The sequence below is a fragment of the Paenibacillus sp. YAE3 genome (assembly GCF_057546105.1).
Window position 1 is genome coordinate 208,577 of record NZ_BAAIYF010000009.1, and the last position, 19,163, is coordinate 227,739.

16 protein-coding genes are annotated in these 19,163 nt (G+C 56.5%); 12 read left to right on the forward strand and 4 right to left on the reverse strand.

The genetic code is table 11. The features are described from left to right. Positions 1–6 precede the first annotated feature (6 nt). Positions 7–1,977 (forward strand): vWA domain-containing protein, encoded by a 1,971-nt coding sequence (locus tag AC27KL_RS18820; RefSeq protein WP_487170640.1) that lies wholly within the window; start codon positions 7–9, stop codon positions 1,975–1,977. Further along, on the forward strand, positions 1,961–4,882 hold the full coding sequence (locus AC27KL_RS18825) for a VWA domain-containing protein (RefSeq protein ID WP_487170641.1): 2,922 nt from the start codon (positions 1,961–1,963) through the stop codon (positions 4,880–4,882). Before AC27KL_RS18820 ends, AC27KL_RS18825 begins: the two co-directional genes overlap by 17 nt. Here AC27KL_RS18825 and AC27KL_RS18830 read toward each other — a convergent pair. Next, positions 4,879–5,013, reverse strand: coding sequence for a hypothetical protein (locus AC27KL_RS18830; RefSeq protein WP_487170642.1), 135 nt, complete (start codon positions 5,011–5,013; stop codon positions 4,879–4,881). The two genes, AC27KL_RS18825 and AC27KL_RS18830, sit on opposite strands and share 4 nt — an antisense overlap. A gap of 549 nt (positions 5,014–5,562) precedes the next feature. Between AC27KL_RS18830 and tkt the strand changes: the two genes are divergently transcribed. Together tkt and ppnP are read left to right on the forward strand one after the other, a co-directional pair. Continuing rightward, positions 5,563–7,581, forward strand: a complete 2,019-nt coding sequence (gene tkt, locus AC27KL_RS18835) for a transketolase (RefSeq protein WP_487170643.1) — start codon at positions 5,563–5,565, stop codon at positions 7,579–7,581. A 56-nt stretch (positions 7,582–7,637) separates the two neighbouring features. Then, on the forward strand, positions 7,638–7,958 hold the full coding sequence (gene ppnP / locus AC27KL_RS18840; protein ID WP_487170644.1) for a pyrimidine/purine nucleoside phosphorylase: 321 nt from the start codon (positions 7,638–7,640) through the stop codon (positions 7,956–7,958). Between the two features lie 176 nt (positions 7,959–8,134). Here ppnP and AC27KL_RS18845 read toward each other — a convergent pair whose 3' ends face one another. Continuing rightward, entirely contained in the window at positions 8,135–9,034 is a 900-nt protein-coding gene (locus AC27KL_RS18845) for an NAD(P)-dependent oxidoreductase (RefSeq protein WP_339322177.1), read from the reverse strand. Positions 9,035–9,278: 244 nt separating this feature from the next. Between AC27KL_RS18845 and AC27KL_RS18850 the strand changes: the two genes are divergently transcribed. The 3 genes from AC27KL_RS18850 (at position 9,279) to AC27KL_RS18860 (ending at position 11,961) form a co-directional block, all read left to right on the forward strand. Next, a complete protein-coding gene (locus AC27KL_RS18850; RefSeq protein ID WP_339322176.1) occupies positions 9,279–10,634 on the forward strand; it encodes a glucose-6-phosphate isomerase in 1,356 nt (451 codons plus the stop codon). Between the two features lie 104 nt (positions 10,635–10,738). Then, positions 10,739–11,371: a YigZ family protein gene (locus tag AC27KL_RS18855; RefSeq protein WP_341000601.1), complete on the forward strand. Its 633-nt coding sequence runs from the start codon at positions 10,739–10,741 to the stop codon at positions 11,369–11,371. A 5-nt stretch (positions 11,372–11,376) separates the two neighbouring features. Then, positions 11,377–11,961, forward strand: a complete 585-nt coding sequence (locus AC27KL_RS18860; protein ID WP_036715393.1) for a TetR/AcrR family transcriptional regulator — start codon at positions 11,377–11,379, stop codon at positions 11,959–11,961. Positions 11,962–12,277: 316 nt separating this feature from the next. Here the strand turns inward: AC27KL_RS18860 and AC27KL_RS18865 are convergent, their stop codons facing one another. Beyond that, positions 12,278–12,679 (reverse strand): secondary thiamine-phosphate synthase enzyme YjbQ, encoded by a 402-nt coding sequence (locus AC27KL_RS18865; RefSeq protein ID WP_339322175.1) that lies wholly within the window; start codon positions 12,677–12,679, stop codon positions 12,278–12,280. A 298-nt stretch (positions 12,680–12,977) separates the two neighbouring features. On the opposite strand from AC27KL_RS18865, the gene cysT reads away from it, so the two are divergent. The 5 genes from cysT to AC27KL_RS18890 all read left to right on the forward strand — a co-directional run bounded on the left by cysT (position 12,978) and on the right by AC27KL_RS18890 (position 18,202). Next, positions 12,978–13,793, forward strand: coding sequence for a sulfate ABC transporter permease subunit CysT (gene cysT, locus AC27KL_RS18870; protein WP_339322174.1), 816 nt, complete (start codon positions 12,978–12,980; stop codon positions 13,791–13,793). Next, the gene (locus AC27KL_RS18875) at positions 13,790–14,587 is read left to right on the forward strand and encodes a sulfate ABC transporter permease subunit (RefSeq protein WP_339322173.1); all 798 of its coding nucleotides are present in this window, start codon (positions 13,790–13,792) and stop codon (positions 14,585–14,587) included. Before cysT ends, AC27KL_RS18875 begins: the two co-directional genes overlap by 4 nt. Position 14,588: 1 nt before the next feature. Then, positions 14,589–15,653, forward strand: coding sequence for a sulfate/molybdate ABC transporter ATP-binding protein (locus tag AC27KL_RS18880; protein ID WP_487170645.1), 1,065 nt, complete (start codon positions 14,589–14,591; stop codon positions 15,651–15,653). A gap of 462 nt (positions 15,654–16,115) precedes the next feature. Further along, the gene (locus AC27KL_RS18885; protein ID WP_487170646.1) at positions 16,116–17,183 is read left to right on the forward strand and encodes a sulfate ABC transporter substrate-binding protein; all 1,068 of its coding nucleotides are present in this window, start codon (positions 16,116–16,118) and stop codon (positions 17,181–17,183) included. A 248-nt stretch (positions 17,184–17,431) separates the two neighbouring features. Then, positions 17,432–18,202: an MBL fold metallo-hydrolase gene (locus AC27KL_RS18890; RefSeq protein ID WP_487170647.1), complete on the forward strand. Its 771-nt coding sequence runs from the start codon at positions 17,432–17,434 to the stop codon at positions 18,200–18,202. A gap of 133 nt (positions 18,203–18,335) precedes the next feature. Here the strand turns inward: AC27KL_RS18890 and AC27KL_RS18895 are convergent, their stop codons facing one another. Further along, positions 18,336–19,133: a Cof-type HAD-IIB family hydrolase gene (locus AC27KL_RS18895; protein ID WP_036715721.1), complete on the reverse strand. Its 798-nt coding sequence runs from the start codon at positions 19,131–19,133 to the stop codon at positions 18,336–18,338. Positions 19,134–19,163 lie beyond the last annotated feature (30 nt).

Genomic DNA, 19,163 nt, shown 5'->3' on the forward strand with positions numbered 1-19,163 from the left:
ATCCGAGTGGGGATCGGTTCATGGCTGGGCCTCTGGTTCGGCCTGAGCATACCGGCGATTTTGGCGATGTATTTGCTGAAGCGCAAATTTTTGGATACGACTGTGCCAAGCCATTTGCTGTGGCAACGGGTGATAAAAAACCTGGAGGCCAACCGGCCCTGGCAAAAGCTGCAAAACAGGCTTCTTCTTTGGCTGCAGCTCCTTGCCGCGGCATTGCTCGTTTTCGCCTTAATGAAGCCCTATTGGTCTGCTGCGGACATTGGCAAAGCGCATGTCGTGCTGGTGGCCGATACGTCGGGAAGCATGAGCGCACGTTCCGGTTCGGCACAGGGGCAACCGGGCGAGGAGAAGCTGGCGCTGATGAAGCGGATGATCAAAGACTATCTCGAACACGAAGCCAAAGACGGCGAGATTACGCTGCTTGGCATGAATGCGGAGCCGAACCTGCTTATTTCCCGGGAAAAAGACCGCAGCCGCGCCTTGCAGGCCGTCGATTCGCTGGAACCCTATTTTGGAAGGGCTGCTTACGATGAAACGCTGTCCCTCGCTTCCGCGCTCACCCGGGATGAAACGGATGCCGAAGTCGTCGTGTTTACTGACGGGCAGTGGAGAGGGGAGCCGGACTCGGTGCCGTTTGGGGTTCCGGTGAAAGTGATGAATGTAGAGGCGGAAGCCGGTTTTAATCTTGCCCTCCAGCAATTTGGCGTTAAAAACGGAGCGGAAGGCAAAACGGCGGTGGCCGTTGTCGGCCAAAGCGGCGGCGCGGCGAAAGAAGCGCACGTCAACCTGTATGGCGACGGCAAGCTGCTGCAAACGGAAAACGCAATGCTGGCGCCGGGAGGAACGGCCACGCTTACGTTCCGGGAGGTGCCGGAGGCGGAAGTGTACCGGGCCGAAGTGGAGGAGGCGGACGATTACGCCGCCGACAACGAAGCGTACGCGTTTTCGGAGCGGAATGAAACGGCGCGGATTTTGCTGCTGACCCGGGGCAATCTGTTTCTGGAAAAAGCGCTGCAGCTGACGGGCGCCGAAGTCGTCAAAATGACGCTGCCCGGGAAAGAAGGCGAGGAGTCCGTACCCGGCGGGGCAGGCAGGGCAGCCGTTCCCGGGAACCCGCCGGATCTGGTCGTCATCGACGGGTCGGCGCCGTCTTTTACGGCTCAGGACGATTGGAAAAAGCTGATGGACCGTACGCCGGTGTGGACTGTGGGCGGGGGCGAAAGCAAGATCGACGCGGGCGGAGCCCAGCCGAAGCTTGAAAATCACCCGGTGAACCAATATGCGAGCTATAACGGCGTCTACATCGGGAGCCTCTTGAACCGGAAGCTTCCGGATTGGGCGTCCCCGATCGTCAGCATCGGCACCCACCCCGCGGTCATTGCGGGGATGGAAAACGGACAGCCGAGGTTGTCGTTTTTGTTCGACCTGCAGGATACGGATTTTCCGCTGTCGGCGGAGTTCCCGATCGTCGTTCATGAGGCGGTCTCCTGGCTGACGGGAAGCGGAGGCCAAAATCTGGGGCGCCATACGGCGGGATCCCGGGTCGAAATCCCGATCGCGGCCGATGCCGTTTCGGCCCGGTGGGTGGCCAAAGAGGGGTTGGCCAAAACGCTCCAGGTGCCGGAAATCGAGGCCGATGCGAACGAAAAAGGAATCAACGCGCTGCAGCAGCTGCCTCCGGTTCCGGGGTTGTACGTTTTTGAGCAGCGGGATCGCGAAGGGCAAGTGACGGAGTATTACGCCGAAGCGTCGGCCGATCCTTTCGAGGGGAAGCAGGGAACGCCGAATGCCAAGCTTGCGGCGATAGGCCAAACGGCTGACGGGAAGGATGCTGCTGCCGGCAAGGCGGCTGAAGTAGCCGCGGACAACAGCCGCGGGGAGCGGCGCCAAGCACCGCTGATAACGCTGCTTGCCTGCCTGGCTTTGCTCGTTATACTCGTGGAATGGGGGGTGTACCAGCGTGGGCGTTCAATTTAATCATCCCTGGCTGCTGTTTCTGCTGATTCCGCTCGCGGCGTTGATGCTGTACGCATTCAAATCGGATTACCGACTGTCCGGCGCACGGAAAATCGGGGCGGCGACGGTTCGTTCCGCCGTGCTCCTGCTGCTGGTGCTGGCCATTTCCGGTTTGCAATCGTATACGGTACTCGAGCAAAAAAAGGTCGTGTATGTCGTGGACCGGTCCGCAAGCATGCCGGAAGCCGGGCCGGCGGAAGATTGGGTGCAGAAATCGGCGGCTTCGAAAAAGGAAGCCGACGCCGTCGGCGTCGTCTCTTCGACGCTCCAAGGTTCTTACGAGCAGAAGCTGCTGAAGCTGCTGCCGGACCCGTTCCGGTTCAACGCCGCCGGAAAGCCGGAGTTCACCAACCTGGAGTCAGGCCTTATGCTGGCAGGGAACCTGCTGGGCGGCAGCGGAGATTCCAGGATCGTGCTGATCAGCGACGGCAAGGAAAACGTCGGCAGCATGCTGGCCGCAGGGCGGATGCTGAAGGACCGGGGAATTCCCGTCGACGTGCTGCCGTCGCCTTCCCGGCAGCTCCAAGATGTCTCGGTGGAGGAAGTTACCGTGCCATCCAAGCTATACCAAGCTGAATCCTTTTCGATCGAGGTGCTCGTCAGGAGCACCTACAAAGGGCGCGGCGAACTGAGGCTCTACGAGGACAGCCGGGAAATCGGCAGGGAAACGGTGGATATCCGCGCAGGCGAAAACCGTTTTGCCGTCAAAGCGCTCGCGAAACAGACCGGACTCCACCGTTACCGGGCGGAAATGTTCATGGACGGCGACGGCCAATCGGCGAACAATGCCGGTTATGCGTTCACCCGCGTGGACGGTCCCCCGAAGGTGCTCATCGTGGAGGGCAAAAAGGGGACCTCCGGGAACATTGCGGCCGCGCTGCAATCCGGACTCGTGAAGTATGACATCTTGCCGAGCCCCGCGCTCCTGCCGACGGAGCTCGCGAAATATGCCGCCTACGATTCGATTATCTTTAACGACGTATCCGGGGATCAGGTCGGCGAACGGCGGATGGAAATGATCGAGCAGGCCGTCAAGAGCTACGGCATCGGTTTTATGATGGTCGGCGGCGAGGATTCCTTCGGCATGGGCGGTTATTTCAAAACGCCGATCGAACGGGCTTTGCCGGTATCGATGGAGCTCGAAGGCAAAAGGCAAATCCCGTCGCTGGGACTCATCCTCGTCATCGACCGCTCGGGCAGCATGTCCGGCGATAAAATGGAAATGGCCAAAGAAGCGGCGATCCGTACCGTCGAAATGCTCCGGTCCAAGGATACGGTCGGCGTATTGGCTTTCGATACCAACAATTTGTGGGTCGTCCCGCCCATGACGCTGAATGATAAAAAGCAGGAAGTGATCGACGAAATCCAGTCGATCCAAAGCGACGGGGGAACGGACATTTATCCTGCCGCCGCTTCCGCGGTAGAGGAAATGCTGAAGATCCAGGCCCAGCGCAAGCATATCATCCTGATGACGGACGGACAGTCCGCGGGCAACGGCGGATACGGGCCGCTTCTGGAACAGATGAACGACGCCAAAATTACGATGTCCACGGTAGCCGTAGGCAGCGACGCGGACGTCAACTTGCTTCAAACGCTTGCCGATGGAGCCAAAGGACGGTTTTACATGGCGTTTGACGAGACGACGATTCCGGCGATTTTCAGCCGCGAAGCGGCGATGATCTCGAAATCGTATATTGTGGACAAGCCGTTTGTTCCCGCCCTGCAGGATCCGGGCGACTGGAGATCGTTGTTTGAAGGCGGCGTGCCGCAAATTTACGGTTACGTGGCAACGACGGCCAAGCCCGCGGCCCAGACGGTGCTGACCAGCCCCGAACCGGATCCGCTCCTTGCCCGCTGGCAGTACGGCTCGGGCCGCACGGTGGCCTGGACGAGCGACATGATGGGGAAATGGTCGAAGGATTGGGTGTCCTGGCCGGCATTTTCCAACGTGCTGACGCAAATGGTGAAATGGACCTTCCCGCAATTTGCCGCTTCCCCGTACGATGTCAAAACGCAGGTCGAGGGGAACAAGGTGCGGTTTGAAGTAAGCTCCGCCTCCGGAACCGGGCCCGAGCAGCTGCAGGCGATCGTGACCGGCGATGAGCTGGAGCCGGTGACGACGGAGTTGGTTCAGGAATCGCCGGGCACTTACAGCGGGGAGATGACGGTGGAGCAGCCCGGATCTTTCCTGCTGTCGCTGGAAGACGGCAGCGGCCAAAACGTCGCCATGCCGACCGGGCTGATCGTCCCGTATTCTCCCGAATACCGGATCGAAACCGGGGACGCGGAGCGGGAGCTGCAACGTCTCGCCGACATGACCGGCGGTCGCGTGTTGTCCTGGGACCGGCCGGAGGAGCTGTTTGCGGCGCCTCCGCGCCCGAGCCGGCAGCTGCATGATCTCCGTTATGCGCTGCTGGCCGCGGCCCTGATGCTTTGGGTCGCGGATGTCGCCGTGCGCCGCCTGGCCCTCCCGTGGGGCCGGATCGGCGCACGCCTGGCCGCCGCGCTGCGCAGGCGGCCGCAGCCGGCCGGCGGGGCGGAAGCCCCGGACGCCGGCCTGGGCAGGCTTGCCGCGCGGAAACAGCGCGCGGCAGCCTTTTACGGCGGCGGCGAACGCCCAGCGCCGCCGCCCGAACCGGCGCAGCCGCAGGCACGCGCCGGGAAGCCCGAAGCCGGAGCGGAGCGTCCGGCTTCGGAGGCCCGCCCCGCGGCGCAGAGCCAGGGCGGCGCGCGCGGGCGGGAAGCGGCCCGGCCGCCTGCGGCGGGGCCGGGCCAACCGGCGGCGGCCGAAGCGAAGCCGCCGCAGGACGAGCGGTCCGCATCGATGGACCGCCTGCTGGCCGCGCGCAAACGCAATTCGCGTTAGCTATGCGAAGCCAAAAAGGCAAAGCTAAGGGCGTAAGCGCTGCTTGCCAACGGAAAGCCGACAGCGCTTATGCCCAATCCTAAAGAAGGCGGCGTCCAATCGAAAAAAAGTTCACCGAACGAAATGTTCATCGCATCACCTCCTTTCGGAGGGTGCGTCCACTAAAGGCGTGTATGTACATCCATAAGGGCCTCGTCCGAGGGGCCTTTTTCTTTTGCAAAATGAGGATCTCGCCGGCAGGTCGAAGACCGTCCCCATGATTCGTGATGGACGATCCCGGAAGACGAATCATTCCAGCTTATCCCCTTGAACTTCTAGCGAAGCCCCTTCGGGCAAAAAAAAATTATGACAAATGTTGTGCATTAGGGTAAGGCGCGCCAAGCTAAATGTGACCGCTTTAATCCGCGGTATATTACGATTTTGCAACCTTCCGTCCGTTGTCAATTGTTGCCGCATAATGACGTTCGCTGCAGGGAATGGTGATAAAGGATATGGAAAAGAAGACTGCCAAGTGTTACAATAAGTCAAAATGAAACATTCAAGCGGAGCTTCTTAAAAATCCGTAAGCGGGAGAAGGCTTTTGCGCTTTCTTTTGTCGTGTTATTGCAGCTGGTTCGCCCGGTTACGCGATTTGGCGCCGCTGGCTTTACCTCATCCGAAAACCTTTAAGGAGGATACACATGACTGACAAAAATCAGACAATCGATAACCTATCGATTACGACCATCCGTACGCTGGCCATCGATGCCATCGAAAAGGCGAAATCCGGTCATCCCGGCATGCCTATGGGCTCTGCTCCAATGGGATACCAACTGTTTGCCAAAACGATGAACCACAACCCGGAAAATCCGACTTGGATCAACCGCGACCGGTTCGTCCTGTCCGCCGGACACGGCTCCATGCTGCTGTACAGCTTGCTGCACCTGAGCGGCTATGATCTTCCTATGGAAGAATTGAAGCAGTTCCGTCAATGGGGAAGCTTGACTCCGGGCCACCCTGAATTCGGGCATACCGCCGGCGTTGACGCTACGACGGGTCCTCTCGGCCAAGGCATTGCGATGGCTGTCGGCATGGCGCTTGCCGAAACGCAGCTGGCTGCAACGTACAACAAAGATCAATACAAAGTGGTCGACCACTATACTTACGCCATTTGCGGCGACGGCGACCTGATGGAAGGCGTAGCTTCCGAAGCTGCATCCCTTGCCGGTCACCTGAAGCTTGGCAAATTGATCACGCTTTACGATTCCAACGACATTTCCCTGGACGGCGAACTGAACCTGTCCTTCTCCGAAAGCGTGCAAAAACGCTTTGAAGCTTACGGATGGCAAGTGCTGCGCGTAGAGGACGGCAACGATTTGGCCGCGATCGAAAAGGCGATTGCCGAAGCGCAAGCCGAAACGGAAAAACCGACCCTGATCGAAGTGAAAACGGTCATCGGTTACGGAAGCCCGAACAAGCAGGGCAAAGGCGGCCATGGCGGTACGCACGGTTCCCCGCTTGGCTCCGAAGAAGCGAAGCTGACCAAAGAATTCTACAAATGGGTATACGAAGAAGACTTCTACGTGCCTGAAGAAGTTCGCGAGCATTTTGCAAAAGTAAAAGAACGCGGCATCCAAACGAACAAGGCTTGGGACGAGCAGTTCGCGGCTTACAAAAAAGCTTATCCGGAACTCGCTGCCCAATTCGAGAGAGCCGTTGCCGGCGAATTGCCTGAAGGCTGGGATAAAGACCTGCCGAAATACGCCGTAGGCGACAAAGCCGTATCCACTCGCGTGGCATCCGGTAATGCGCTGAACGGGCTGGTAGGCAACGTGCCTCAGCTGCTCGGCGGATCCGCCGACCTTGAAAGCTCCACGATGACGCACTTGAACGGCGTGGGCAACTATACGCCGCAAAGCCGCGACGGACGCAACATTTACTTCGGGGTACGCGAATTCGGCATGGCAGCAGCCATTAACGGCATGATGCTGCATGGCGGCCTGAAGCCGTTCGGCGGTACGTTCTTCGTATTTACGGACTACCTGCGCCCTGCGGTACGTTTGTCCTCGATCATGAAACTGCCTGTGACTTACGTTCTGACGCATGACAGTATCGCTGTCGGCGAAGACGGACCAACGCACGAGCCGATCGAACAACTGGCTTCCCTGCGCATCATCCCTGGATTGACGGTCATTCGTCCGGCTGACGGCAACGAAACGTCCGCGGCATGGGCTTATGCGGTCGAAAACAAGGAAAATCCGGTAGCGCTGGTGCTCACTCGCCAAAACCTGCCGATCCTTGAAGGAACCGTCGAAAACGCAAGAGAAGGAATCAAGCGCGGCGCTTACGTCGTATCCGACGCGAAAAACGGCAAACCGGTTGCCCAAATCATCGCAACAGGCTCCGAAGTTCAACTGGCTGTCAAAGCCCAGGAAGAACTCGCCAAAGAAGGCATTGAAGTTCGCGTTATCAGCATGCCAAGCTGGGATCTGTTCGAAAAGCAAGATCAGGCTTACAAAGATTCCGTGATCCTGCCTGACGTCAAAGCCCGTCTTGCGGTGGAAATGGCGCAAACCTTCGGCTGGGAACGTTATGTCGGAGACAAAGGCGATATCCTTGGCATCACGACCTTCGGTGCATCCGCTCCTGGGGACGTCGTCATGAAAGAATACGGATTTACGGTAGAAAACGTCGTTAAACGCGTCAAAGCGCTGCTCTAATACGTTTCGCTATCGGCATCAATCTAAGTTTCATGGGACAAGGAGCAGTGGTATTCATGTCGGAATTCAACAACGCGACGGTTGTCAAAGCCGCGAATATTTATTATGACGGTCAGGTCACGAGCCGGACCGTCATCCTGGAAGACGGAAGCAAGGTTACGCTGGGCATCATGCTTCCGGGCAAGTATGAATTCGGTACGGAGGGTCCTGAAATCATGGAAATCCTCTCCGGGAAGCTTAAAGTGCTTTTGCCGGGCCAAGAAGCTTGGCAGGACATTGACGGCTCCGCGACGTTCCGTGTGCCCGCCCGTTCGAAGTTTGCCCTGGAAGTGTTCGGCGTAACGGATTACTGCTGCTCCTACCCGGAGGAAGCTTAAGACGTTCCCCATGCTACGGGGGCGGCCGAATCCGAAAAACGAATAATTATAAAAGGGTAAGACTGCGTCATACGCAGCCTTACCCTTTTAGTCATCTTTTCAAGAGGGCCCTTGGCAGGTTCGAACATCGGGATTGCCGAAACTTAGATGCATACGGGCGGAGGAACGGGCCAAACTTAATCCAGCGGCTTGCCGCCGATCGTTTGGCCGATCCAAGCTTCATAGCATTTGACGACGGCAGACAGGTCCTCGTCGCCGTAACCTTGCGTCGCTCCGGCCTGGAACAGGCTTTTGGCCATGTTCAGCATCGGCGCGGGAATGCCGGAAACGTCGGTCAGGGAAGAAGCGAGCTTGAGGTCCTTCAGCATTAAGGCCAGCGAAAACTGGTTGCTGAAATCGGCTTCGATGATCTTGCGGCCTTTCAGATCCGCGGCTTTGCTTCCCGCCGAACCGAGCTGAACGAGCTCCAGGAAGCTGTCCGCAGGGATGCCGGATTTGGCGGCGATGGCGAAACCTTCGGCGAGCGCAAGGTTGTTGATGCCGACCATGGTGTTATGCGCCAGCTTGGCAACGGAGCCGCTGCCGTTCGGTCCCATGTGGATGATCTTTTTGCCGAGGGTATCCAGCACGTCGGTGACGTTTTGGAGTACGGAAGCCTCGCCGCCGACCATAAACACGAGCGTGCCGTCGATCGCCGCAGGTTTGCTGCCGGTCACCGGGGCGTCCAGGAAGTAAGCGCCAAGCTCCCCGACGGAAGCTGCGATTTCCTTGACCAGTCCGGGGGAGATGGTGCTCGAATCGATGACGGTCACGCCGGCCTCGAGCGAGCGCAGAATGCCGTCCTCGCCGTAAAACACCTCGCGGATGGAATCGTCGTTGCTGACCATCGTGATGACGACGTCCCGGCCGGCCGCGGCTTCGCGCGGCGTTGCGGCGGCTGCTGCGCCTTCGGCGACAAGCGGCTCGCATTTGGACGGCGTGCGGTTATATACGGTTACTTCGTAGCCCTTTTTTAGAAGATTGGAAGCCATCGGCGCTCCCATGGTTCCCAGTCCGATAAAACCTATTTTTTTCAAAGCAGATCACCTTTTCTTTCCGTGGAGGAACGCGCGAAGGGGCTTCGGATGAAGCCCCCGGCGCATCCCGGAGAATTTATGAAGCTGGATCTATTTTACCATGAAGCCCGGCCGGCATACCACGAGGAGACGCTTTTCATGGAAGCTTTCTTTCGTGCTTGCTAGCGGCAAGAAATTACAGTATCCTATTCTAAAGCTATTTTTTAGAGCGTGGAGTAGAGATGAAACCAGGAGGTACAGACAAATGTCAAAACCGTTGAAATTCGATTACAGCAAAGCCCTTGCGTTCGTCAACCAGCATGAAGTGGATTATTTCGCCGATCCGATCCGGCTGGCTCACGAGCAGCTGCACAACAAAACCGGCGCAGGTTCCGACTACCTGGGATGGATCGATCTGCCGACGGCATACGATAAAGAAGAATTCGCCCGCATCCAAAAAGCGGCGGCCAAAATCCAAAGCGATTCCGACGTCCTGATCGTCATCGGCATCGGCGGTTCCTACCTCGGCGCGCGCGCGGCGATCGAAGCTTTGTCGCATTCCTTCTATAACTACCTGCCGAAGGACAAGCGCAAAACGCCTGAGATTTATTTTGCCGGCAACAACATCAGCTCGACGTACGTGACGCATTTGCTCGACCTGATCGAAGGCAAGGATTTCTCCGTTAACGTCATCTCCAAATCCGGAACGACGACGGAACCGGCGATCGCATTCCGCATTTTCCGCGCAGCCCTGGAGAAAAAATACGGCAAGGAAGAAGCGAAAAAACGCATTTACGCTACCACGGACCAAGCAAAAGGCGCGCTCAAGAAGCTTGCGACCGAAGAAGGCTACGAGTCCTTCGTGATTCCTGACGACGTGGGCGGACGTTATTCCGTGCTGACCGCGGTAGGCCTGCTGCCGATCGCAACGGCCGGCATCGACATCGAAGAAATGATGAAAGGCGCTGCCGACGCGGCCAAAGAATACAGCAACCCGAACGTGGCTGAAAACGAAGCTTACCAATACGCCGCCGTTCGCAACGCGCTCTACCGCAAAGGCAAAGCCATCGAGATTCTCGTGAACTACGAACCTTCTTTGCACTATGTATCGGAATGGTGGAAACAGCTGTACGGTGAAAGCGAAGGCAAGGACTACAAAGGCATTTATCCTGCTTCCGTCGATTTCTCCACCGATCTGCACTCCATGGGTCAATTCATTCAGGAAGGCAGCCGGAACATTTTCGAAACCGTCATTCAGGTGGACAAGGTTCCTCATGAAATTACGATCGAAAGCGATCCGGACGATCTGGACGGCCTGAACTTCCTCGCCGGCAAGACGATGGATTTCGTGAACAAAAAGGCTTTCCAAGGCACGATGCTGGCACACACCGACGGACAGGTTCCGAACCTGATCGTAACCGTGCCGGATCTGACGCCATATTCTTTCGGATACCTGGTTTATTTCTTTGAAAAAGCTTGCGGCATCAGCGGTTACCTCTCCGGCGTGAACCCATTCGACCAGCCGGGCGTTGAAGCTTACAAGAAAAATATGTTCGCATTGCTTGGCAAACCAGGCTATGAAAAAGAAAAGGCTGATCTGGAAGCCAGACTTTCTGAATAACGACGCATCTTAAGCATAGACATAAGGCAGAAGGAAGCAGTTCACCGGTTGGGAAAATACGGGGGACTGCTTTCTTGCCAATCTGGGAAAGGGTACCGAAGGACATGATTGAACGTTATCGTACCGTTCGCAGGAGCGGGGAAAAAGAAATCATCATCAAGAAGTCGCGCTTTATCGGGCATATCATGCCGGTTGAAAGCGAAGAAGATGCAAACGCTTTTATCGAGGATATCCGCAAAAAACACTGGAACGCCACGCATAACTGCTTCGCCTACATGATCGGGGAGCGTGACGAAATCCAAAAGCAGTCCGATGACGGGGAGCCCAGCGGAACCGCGGGCAAGCCGATTCTCGAGGTCATCAAAAACCAGGGCCTGAAAAACGTGGCGATCGTCGTCACCCGGTATTTCGGCGGCATCATGCTCGGGGCCGGAGGCTTGATCCGGGCCTACACGGACGGCGCCGTCGCGGCGATTGAAGCCGGGGAAGCGATTACTCGTGTACTTCATCGGCAAATTTTTGTAGAATTAGATTACACGTGGCTCGGCAAGGTTGAAAATGAGCTTCGGAACCGCGAGGTTCGCATGGGGGAGACACGTTTTACGGACAAGGTAACGCTGGAATGCCTGCCGCTGGATGCGGAAAAGGATGCGTTCATGTCGTGGATGGTGGATCTGACGCAGGGTCAATCCCTGATTACGGAGGGTGAGCAGCTTTATTTTATTGAAGGGGAATAAGGTCTATGGCAAGAAGAGCAGTGGAACAGGAGTTATCCAGGGAGAGGATTCTGGAAGCAGCCAGACATTTGTTCGTCACAAAGGGCTACAGGGCCATCTCCATGCGCAGTATAGGTCAGCATTTAGGTTACAGTCATGGTTCCTTGTATTATCATTTTAAGGAAAAGGCGGAGCTGTTTTACGCTATCGTCGTGGAGGATTTCAACAATCTGGCGGTTCAGCTGAAAAAGGTCATCAAGGCCTCCCCGGTTCAGGATTTGACCAAGGTGGAGCAGCTCATGCTCGAGTTTATCCGCTTTGGCCTGGACCATCCGTACCAGTACGAGATCATGTTCATGATCCGGGACGAAGAGCTGTTGTCCTACTGCCGGACGGAGCAGGGGCGCTGTTTGGAATTGTTTGCATCCATCGTGCGCCGTTACATGAACGAAGAAAAGCACGGTCAGGATTTCTGCCGGAATCTTCCGCTGACACTGTTTTTGTCTATGCACGGGTTCATCTCGTATTACATCCAAGACCGGGTTACTTTTGAGGAAGTGAAGCCCGCAGCGCTCGCGCATGTCAAAATATGCTGCGAATGCTTGCGGTAGCTATGGTTTGGCCGTCCGAGATTTGATGAACATTCCGCAAAGCGCGGTTCATTCGTTGGGAAGATGCCCCGGCGCCATTTTTGACGGGTTTATGCCGCCTCCTCCGAATCCCCCCAAAACGACGACAACGGGATCGGCGGACAAGAGAAAATTCGTGAATCGGCCGTCTCTTGACGGACGTTCACTTTATAGCACTAAATTGTTATTGCGTCAAAGCGATCGTGCAGATGGGATGGTGAAGGGGATAGGCGGAACGGCCTGAACCCCAACGCCTGTTTTCTTTTGGATGCTTGCTTTTCGTTTGCGTGGATCTAAGTTACCCCTGCATGATTTTGACATGGTACTGCCTGCGGCGGGGACCGTCGAATTCGCAAAAATAAATGCCCTGCCAGCGGCCGAGCAGCAGATCGCCTCCGGCGATGATGACCGTTTGGGACGGTCCGCAGGTGATCGATTTTAAATGCGATGCCGTATTGCCTTCCATGTGGCGGTATTTCGGGTGTTCCCATGGATAGACCTCGTCCAAACGCATCAACACGTCCCGCTTGACGTCCGGATCCGCGTTTTCGTTAATGGCGATTCCGGCGGTGGTGTGCGGGCAATAAATAAGCACCGTGCCTTCCTTGATTCCGCTTTTTTGCACGAGCGAGCGGACTTCCCGCGTAATATCCCTCATTTCGTCGCGGCCGGCAGTGGTCAATTCAAGCGTATGCAGCATAATATGGATTCTCCCTTCTTTTTCTCCAATACGATTTGATGATTTACGGCAACTCAACTACTTCGCCGCAGCTATTTTCAATTCCTTTTGCAGTGTACATTATTTTCTAATTTCCATACAAACTTACATATTGACGATGACAAACAGTTTTTGGTAAAGTATCTCTTAAGCGAAAAGCCGAGTATACAAATAGGAATTCAATTCATTTTATTAAAAACCATTTTGATGACCATATGCACCATACGCGCAATAGGCGCATTGCGTCACGCGGATTCAAAAAAACGGGGAGGAAAGCCGTATGAATACATTGCTGCGACATAAGGGCTGGACCTGGGGGTTCCGCAGCACCCTGCTTTTATATTTTCTGCTGCTGGTGATCCTTCCTTTGCTTGGCGTCTATTATCATTCCTTTTCGGAAGGCTGGCGCCAATTTGCGGAAAGCGTTACGGATCCGATCGCCTGGAAGGCCGTTCTGCTGACGCTCCGGCTTGCGCTTGCCGCGGCCGTCATCAACATGCTGATCGGCACGATGATCGGATGGGTGCTGGTACGCTGCCGTTTTCCGGGAAGAACGCTGCTGAACAGCCTGGTGGATTTGCCTTTTGCGCTTCCGACCGCCGTGGGCGGACTGATGATCCTTTTGCTGCTCGGACCCGCCAGTTGGGTCGGCCAGGCTGCCGGAGCGCTGGGGTTCGATATCGTGTTTCATCCGCCCGCGATCATTATCGCGATGGTGTTCGTGACGTTTCCGTTCGTGATCCGCGCGGTACAGCCGCTGCTGGAGGAAATTGATCCGTCCGAGGAGGAGGCAGCAAGAACGCTGGGAGCGTCGGGCTTTAGAGTCTTTTTTCAAGTGGTACTGCCGTCCATGCTGCCCGGCATATTAAGCGGCGGCATGCTTGCCTTTTCCAGGGCGCTGGCGGAATTCGGCGCGGTCGTGCTGGTGGCGGGCAACATACCCGGACGCACGCTGGTCGCTTCCGTGTATATTTACGGGGAAGTCGAAAGCGACCATACGGCGGGCGCGGCCGCGGTGTCGGTCCTTTTGCTGACGTTGTCCTTCATTATTTTATGGGTTGTGAACTGGGTACAGACACGGGGGAAAAATCAATGAATAAACTGTGGATCGTACTTACTTATGCCGTATTTACCGTTCTTTTGATCATTCCGCTCGTTAAAATGACGACGGCCGCCTTCAGCGGCGGGCTTGGGGCGCTGGGAGACGCGCTGTCCCGGCCGGAGGCCCTTCACGCGTTTATGATGACGGCGCTTGTGGTCGTCACGGTCACGATTTTGAACACACTGCTTGGGATGATGACGGCAGTTTACCTCGTACGCGGCAATTGGATGAGCCGATGGCTGAGAAGGCTGATGAACAGCCTGGTCGATTTGCCTTATGCGGTGTCTCCCGTCATCGGCGGTTTGATGATCGTTCTGCTGCTTGGCCCGGGCAGCGCCGCGGGAGCTTTTTTTGACCATATCGGCTTCAAGATCGTCTATGCGTTTCCCGGCATGGTCATCGCGACGCTGTTCGTGACGTTCCCGCTCATGGTGCGCGAGGTGATGCCCGTTTTGCAGGAGATCGGCACGCAGCAGGAGGAAGCGGCTTCCACGCTCGGGGCTTACAGCTGGACGACGTTCTGGAAGGTGACGTGGCCGTCGATCCGCTGGGCGGTCATTTACGGCGTGGTGCTGACGATCGCCCGGGCGCTCGGGGAGTTCGGGGCGGTGCTGGTCGTTTCCGGCAATATCATCAACCGTACGCAGACCGCGACGACCCTCATTTACCAGGACGTCGAAAACTTCAACGTCACTTCGGCCAACGGGGCGGCGCTGGTGCTGGCGGCGTTTTCGATCGGGCTCATGCTGCTGATGGAATGGGCGAAAAAAAGAAGGGGAGTGCACTGATATGCATATTGAGGTTCACGGTTTAAACAAGCATTTTGGCAGTTTCCACGCCGTCAAGGACGTGAGCTTTGACATTGCGAAAGGCCATCTGATCGGGCTGCTGGGACCAAGCGGCGGCGGGAAAACGTCGGTGCTCCGAATGCTTGCCGGCCTGGAGCAGCCGGATGCCGGAGAGATTTTGTTCCACGGGGAACCGGTCACCGATCTGCTGCCGCAGGAGCGCGGGATCGGCTTCGTCTTTCAAAACTATGCGCTGTTCAAGCATATGACGGTGTTCGACAACATCGCGTTCGGGCTTAAAGTGAAAAAGGTGCCGAAAGCGGTTTTGAAGGAGCGGGTGATGGAGCTGGTGGAGCTGACCGGTTTGTCCGGCTTCGAAAAGCGATACCCCCATCAGCTGTCCGGCGGGCAGCGGCAGCGCGTCGCTTTTGCCCGGGCGCTGGCCCCCGAACCGCAGCTGCTGCTGCTGGATGAGCCTTTTGCGGCCATCGACGCCAAAATCAGGCAGGAGCTGCGCTCCTGGCTGCGCGAGCTGATCGAACGCGTGGGCATCACCTCGATTTTCGTGACGCATGACCAGGATGAAGCGATCGAGGTCGCCGACGAGATCATGATCATGAATCAGGGGCGCCTGGAGCAGAAAGGAACGCCTTGGGACATATACAAAGAGCCGAAAACGCCATTCGTCGCGTCGTTCATCGGGGAATCCACGATCATCGACGACGTGTCGGAGCTTCGGGGCTTTGAGGAAGCGGGATCGGGCGCAGGAACGCGCGCCCTCATACGGCCCGAATACATCGAAGTCGGGGATGCGCATGAATTCACCATGCCTTCCGCCACGGAGGAAGGGGTCGTGCACCGCCTTCATTTCCGCGGCAGCGAGTGGATGGTGGAGGTGGAGGTCGGCGGCCATAAGCTGATGACCTACCGCTCGCTGGAGAAGCCGTCGTTGACGCCGGGACAGCATGTGAGGGTGCTGGTGCACCGCGCGTATATGTTCAACGAGGAGCGGAGCTGGATGGAGGAAAACCGGCTGAAGGTTGATCCGATGCCGGTGATGATTTAAAAATTGGTGCTTTCACGCGAGCTTTTTATGCGAGGTTGTAATTACGGGTGGCCTTTCGGTGGTTGCCTGATTCCAAGCTGAAATTCGTTCTGGCATTGTGCAAAGTGGCCGCTACGGTTAGGGATCGTTCTTCCGATCGCTGCCCGCCTCCAAATTTCTTTGATTCTGTTTTTTCAAAAAGAAGAAATTCGGAGCCAGCATATGCTTTCGAAGCGAGCTTTCCTGCGGAAAGCTTTTAGGCGAACGCAGCATATGCTTCCGAAGTAGCTTTTTTGCAAAAAGCTTTTAGCTTCGTAAGAATCGATTCCGTCCCCTCCGCTACTTTTGCTCATTGTCAAACGCCTAATAACATCTTGAGTCAGTTCGGGGCAGCCTGTCCTAACAAACCGAGCTTTCCTTTCGGAAAGAAATTCAGGCGACCGCTGCCGCTTCACAATTTTTTCAAATCAGGAGGAAGCGCATATGAAACCATCCTTAAGCCGGTTGAAAGTGAATATGTCGGGTATGCTCGCCTTCCTTCTGCTGATGTCGGCCCTGTTGTCCGGATGCAGCCGGGAAACCGCCACGGAAGCCAGCGCGGCTCCGGCGAGCGGGAAAGAGGTCACGCTGGTCATCGGCGCTTACAGCATCGTCAAGGACGCCATGGCGGATATTTTGCCCAAGTTCCAAGAGGAATGGAAAGCCAAGACCGGACAAACGGTCAAATTCCAGGAATCCTATGAAGCGTCCGGTACGCAGGCCCGCGCGATCATCGGCGGCTTTGAGGCGGACGTGACGCTGCTTGCGATGGAAGGAGACGTCGATAAGCTGGTCAAGGAGGGGCTCGTCAGCAAGCAGTGGCGGGACGCGCCGGACAGCGGCATGATTACGCGCTCCATCGTCGCTTTGGGCACGCGGGAAGGGAACCCGCTTGGCATCCGCGATTTTGCGGATTTGACCAAACCGGGCGTCAAGGTATTGTATCCGAACCCGCAAACCTCCGGAGGGGCCCAGTGGGATATCAACGCCATTTACGGAGCCGGACTGAAGCTTTCGGAGGAGCAGGGACAAAAAGATCCGGCATACGCCAAAGCCTTTTTGGAAAAGGTGCACCGGAATATCGAATCGCTGGACAAAAGCGGCAGGGCGTCCATGGCCGCCTTCGAATACGGCGTCGGCGACGTGGTCGTGACCTACGAAAACGAGCTGCTCGCCCGCATCAGGCAGGGGCAAAAATATGACGTGATCATCCCTAAATACACCATCAAAATCGAAAATCCCGCAGCCGTCGTCGACAAGTACGCCGATCTGCACGGAACGCGCAAGGTAGCGGAGGCTTTTGTAGAGTACCTACGAAGCAAGGAGGCGCAGACGGTGTTTGCCGAATACGGCTTCCGGCCGGTGGACGAAGAGGTGCTGAAGGCCAACGAAAGCCGGTATCCGGTGCCTTCCGGATTGTTTGACATCTCCTATCTGGGCGGCTGGGACGAGGTGCGGGAAACGCTCTATTCCAAAAAAGGAATCTGGTATCAGGTGCTCGCCGGCATTTAGCCGGACGCCTCTTCGGGCAAAAGCCGCCGGTCAAGGACGGGAAATTGCGGCTAACATGTTGGCGGGACTCTATAGTGACAACAAGCGGGAGATGCCTGTGTGGCAGATCCCGTTTTTTTGTGCAGAGCGATATCGCCGGTTTTCGGCGGGCACCCCTTTGCGCGGCGTGATACAATATAAGCATTCCATGAGGTTTGAATGGCCCGGAACATGATAGGCGCCAAAAGGGGCGTGGAGGAGGAAACAAAATGGATACGCTTGTGTTTTTGGGAACCGGCGACGCGATGGGCGTGCCCCGGGTTTATTGCGAATGCGACGTATGCATGGAAGCAAGAACGACCGGAATCAACCGCCGATTGCGCTCGCTCGTGATGGTCGAGGGGCCGGAAGGCGGCTTTTTGATCGATTGCGGTCCGGATTGGCGAGGTCAGATGGAAAGCCAAGGGATTCGTTTTGCCGAAAAAATATTGGTGACGCACGCGCATTTCGACCATATCGGGGGACTTCCGGAATGGGCGGATGCCTGCCGCTGGCTGGGGCGGAAAGGGGAGCTGTACGCCCCGCAGGAAGTGATCGATACGATCCTGAAGCAGTTTCCATGGCTTGCGAGACATTTGATGACGACGGCAGTCGATAAGGGGATCGAACTGGGCGGCTGGAAGATCCAGGGCTGGAAGGTATGCCACGGCTACAACGGGTTCAGCTACGCGTACCGGCTCGAAAAAAACGGCTTCCGCTGGGTGTACTGCTCCGATTCCATCGGTTTGAACGAGAAGGAAAAACAGCCTTTGCATGATTTGGATTTGCTGGTGCTGGGGACAAGCTTCGTGCACGAAACGGCTCCGTACGAGACGCGTTCCGTCTACGACATGCGGGAAGCAGCGGAGCTTCTGGCTGAGGTTCGCCCGAAACGGGCGCTCTACACCCATATGTCCCACGACGTCGATTTGAGTCGGGATATACCGCTGCCGCCGAATGTCGCGCTTGCGCGCACCGGCATGAAGGTGGATTTGGCCTGAAAACCGTGCGCCAGCTAAATGTAAAAAACAGCCGCAGGGGTTCGGAAACGAACCTGCTCTGCGGCTGTTTTTTTATCCGTGCAAGGATGCGATGCGGCTTAGGATTATGGATCGACACGAGCGGACTTCGGCCTCAGGCGTTCAAAACAAACTTCTCGATCGCAGCCTTTACGCCGTCCTCGTTGTTGCTGAGCGTCACGTAATCGGCAATATCCTTCAGTCCTTGAATAGCGTTGCCCATCGCCACGCCAAGGCCTGCGGCCTCCAGCATCTCGTGGTCGTTCCAGGAGTCGCCGATGGCCATCGTTTCTTCCAGATTCACGCCAAAATGGTTGGCGAGGAAGGTCAGCGCATGTCCTTTCGTGCCTTCGCGATGCATAATCTCAAGGAAATGCGGCTTGGATTTGGTGATATGCACCTCGCTGCCGAGCAGCTCGCGGAAAATCGGGATCAGCTTGTCCAAATAATCAGGGTCGTCGATGATCAGCATTTTCGGCGTCGGCTGTTCGACCAGCTTTTCAAAATCCGGTTCGATATAATACGGCGTCCGGTTCAGATTGCAGTAGTCGATCAGCTTCTGGTTTTCCTCGCGCGCGTACAGCTTGTCGTCGATGTATACCTGCAGGTGGAGATCATGCTGAATGCAGTATTCAAAAAGCTTATGCGCCGCGTCTTTGGGGACGTAACGCTCGTAAAGCACTTTTTCGTCCATCAGGTTTTTGACGAGCGAACCTTGATACGTAATGATCGGCACGTTCAGGCCGGTCTGGCGGGCGATGGCTTGGGCGGACGCGTAAGCGCGGCCGGTGGCCAGCGTCACGACGGCGCCTTTGGCGATCGCGGCCTCCAAAGCCTTTTGCGTGGCAGGGGTCACTTCTTTGTCGTCGTTGATGAGCGTGTCGTCGATGTCGATGGCGATCAGTTTGTACATGATGGCTTCTCTCCCTTTTTCTATAGTATC

Excerpts from the sequence above, each read along its gene's own strand:
- AC27KL_RS18895 (WP_036715721.1), bottom strand. The coding sequence starts at position 19,133 with ATGTACAAACTGATCGCCATCGACATCGACGACACGCTCATCAACGAC.
- tkt (WP_487170643.1), top strand. The coding sequence starts at position 5,563 with ATGACTGACAAAAATCAGACAATCGATAACCTATCGATTACGACCATC.
- AC27KL_RS18855 (WP_341000601.1), top strand. The coding sequence starts at position 10,739 with ATGATTGAACGTTATCGTACCGTTCGCAGGAGCGGGGAAAAAGAAATC.
- cysT (WP_339322174.1), top strand. The coding sequence starts at position 12,978 with ATGAATACATTGCTGCGACATAAGGGCTGGACCTGGGGGTTCCGCAGC.
- ppnP (WP_487170644.1), top strand. The coding sequence starts at position 7,638 with ATGTCGGAATTCAACAACGCGACGGTTGTCAAAGCCGCGAATATTTAT.
- AC27KL_RS18880 (WP_487170645.1), top strand. The coding sequence starts at position 14,589 with ATGCATATTGAGGTTCACGGTTTAAACAAGCATTTTGGCAGTTTCCAC.
- AC27KL_RS18860 (WP_036715393.1), top strand. The coding sequence starts at position 11,377 with ATGGCAAGAAGAGCAGTGGAACAGGAGTTATCCAGGGAGAGGATTCTG.
- AC27KL_RS18890 (WP_487170647.1), top strand. The coding sequence starts at position 17,432 with ATGGATACGCTTGTGTTTTTGGGAACCGGCGACGCGATGGGCGTGCCC.
- AC27KL_RS18830 (WP_487170642.1), bottom strand. The coding sequence starts at position 5,013 with ATGAACATTTCGTTCGGTGAACTTTTTTTCGATTGGACGCCGCCTTCT.
- AC27KL_RS18865 (WP_339322175.1), bottom strand. The coding sequence starts at position 12,679 with ATGCTGCATACGCTTGAATTGACCACTGCCGGCCGCGACGAAATGAGG.
- AC27KL_RS18850 (WP_339322176.1), top strand. The coding sequence starts at position 9,279 with ATGTCAAAACCGTTGAAATTCGATTACAGCAAAGCCCTTGCGTTCGTC.
- AC27KL_RS18885 (WP_487170646.1), top strand. The coding sequence starts at position 16,116 with ATGAAACCATCCTTAAGCCGGTTGAAAGTGAATATGTCGGGTATGCTC.
- AC27KL_RS18875 (WP_339322173.1), top strand. The coding sequence starts at position 13,790 with ATGAATAAACTGTGGATCGTACTTACTTATGCCGTATTTACCGTTCTT.